Origin of the sequence: Hydrogenophaga sp., assembly GCF_051007235.1 — a bacterium.
In the GTDB taxonomy this organism is placed as follows: domain Bacteria; phylum Pseudomonadota; class Gammaproteobacteria; order Burkholderiales; family Burkholderiaceae_C; genus Hydrogenophaga.
In genome coordinates, this window is record NZ_JBPCSJ010000540.1 from 1 (window position 1) to 1385 (window position 1385).

2 protein-coding genes are annotated in these 1385 nt (G+C 65.3%); one reads left to right on the top strand and one right to left on the bottom strand.

Annotation, left to right across the window (positions count from 1 at the left end):
• The coding region (locus ACR2JA_RS19240) for a GntR family transcriptional regulator (RefSeq protein ID WP_434010674.1) at positions 1-201 on the bottom strand (201 nt) is incomplete at its 3' end.
• 102 nt (positions 202-303) lie between these two features.
• Between ACR2JA_RS19240 and hutU the strand changes: the two genes are divergently transcribed.
• A partial coding sequence (gene hutU, locus ACR2JA_RS19245; RefSeq protein ID WP_434010675.1) for a urocanate hydratase occupies positions 304-1385 on the top strand: 1082 nt, incomplete at its 3' end.

Consider the following 1385-nt stretch of genomic DNA (forward strand, 5'->3'; position numbering starts at 1 on the left):
GCCCTGCACCCGCTCGACGATCTGTTCGTCGCTCAGTTCGCGGATGGCGCGGTTCACCGTCATGCGCGAAACGCCGAATTCCCGCGCCAGCGCCTCCTCGCCCGGGATGGCGTCGCCTTCCTTCCAGAGCCCGTTCTGGATGCGTTCCAGCACATGCTGCTTGACGCGCTGGTAGGCCGGTGGGGTCGGGTGGGTGCTCATGGGCGCGGGGTTATTGACTTGACAGCTCAGTTTACTTCGGCACAATTTGTATATACATTTCATCCATCCGAACGCGAATTTGTCCGAACAGAAGGAGACGCCGTGAGCACGAACACCGATCCCCGCCTCGACTCGACCCGCGTGGTCCGCGCCCCGCGCGGCAGCACGCTGACCTGCAAGAACTGGATCGCCGAAGCGGCCTACCGCATGATCCAGAACAACCTCGACCCCGAGGTGGCCGAAAACCCGCAGCACCTGGTGGTGTACGGCGGCATCGGCCGCGCCGCGCGCGACTGGGCCTGCTTCGACCAGATCCTGGCCTCGCTGAAAGACCTGAACGACGACGAGACCCTGCTGGTGCAGTCGGGCAAGCCGGTGGGCGTGTTCAAGACCCACGCCAACGCGCCGCGCGTGCTGCTGGCCAACAGCAACCTGGTGCCCAAGTGGGCGAACTGGGAACACTTCAACGAACTGGACCGCAAGGGCCTGTTCATGTACGGCCAGATGACCGCTGGCAGCTGGATCTACATCGGCAGCCAGGGCATCGTGCAGGGCACCTTCGAGACCTTCGTCGAGGCCGGCAAACAGCATTACGGAAATGACCTCTCAGGCCGCTGGATCCTCACCGCCGGTCTGGGCGGCATGGGCGGCGCGCAGCCGCTGGCGGCCACGCTGGCCGGCGCCTGCTCGCTCAACATCGAATGCCAGCAGAGCAGCATCGACTTCCGCCTGCGCACGCGCTACGTGGACAAGCAGGCGCGCGACATTCACCACGCGCTCGAACTCATCAAAGAGCACACCGCCAAGAAGGAAGCCGTCTCCATCGCCCTGCTGGGCAACGCCGCCGAAGTGCTGCCCGAGCTGGTGAAGCGCGCCAAGGCCGGCGGCATCCAACCCGACCTGGTGACCGACCAGACCTCGGCGCACGACCTGATCAACGGTTACCTGCCCGTCGGCTGGACCGTGGAGCAATGGAAGGCCGCGCAGCGCGATCCATCGCAACACGCCCGCCTCACCGCCGAGGCCGCCCGGGGCTGCGCGGTGCACGTGCAGGCCATGCTGGACTTCCAGGCCATGGGCATTCCGACGGTGGACTATGGCAACAACATCCGCCAGGTGGCCTTTGACCACGGCGTGAAAAACGCGTTTGACTTTCCGGGCTTTGTGCCCGCCTACATCCGTCC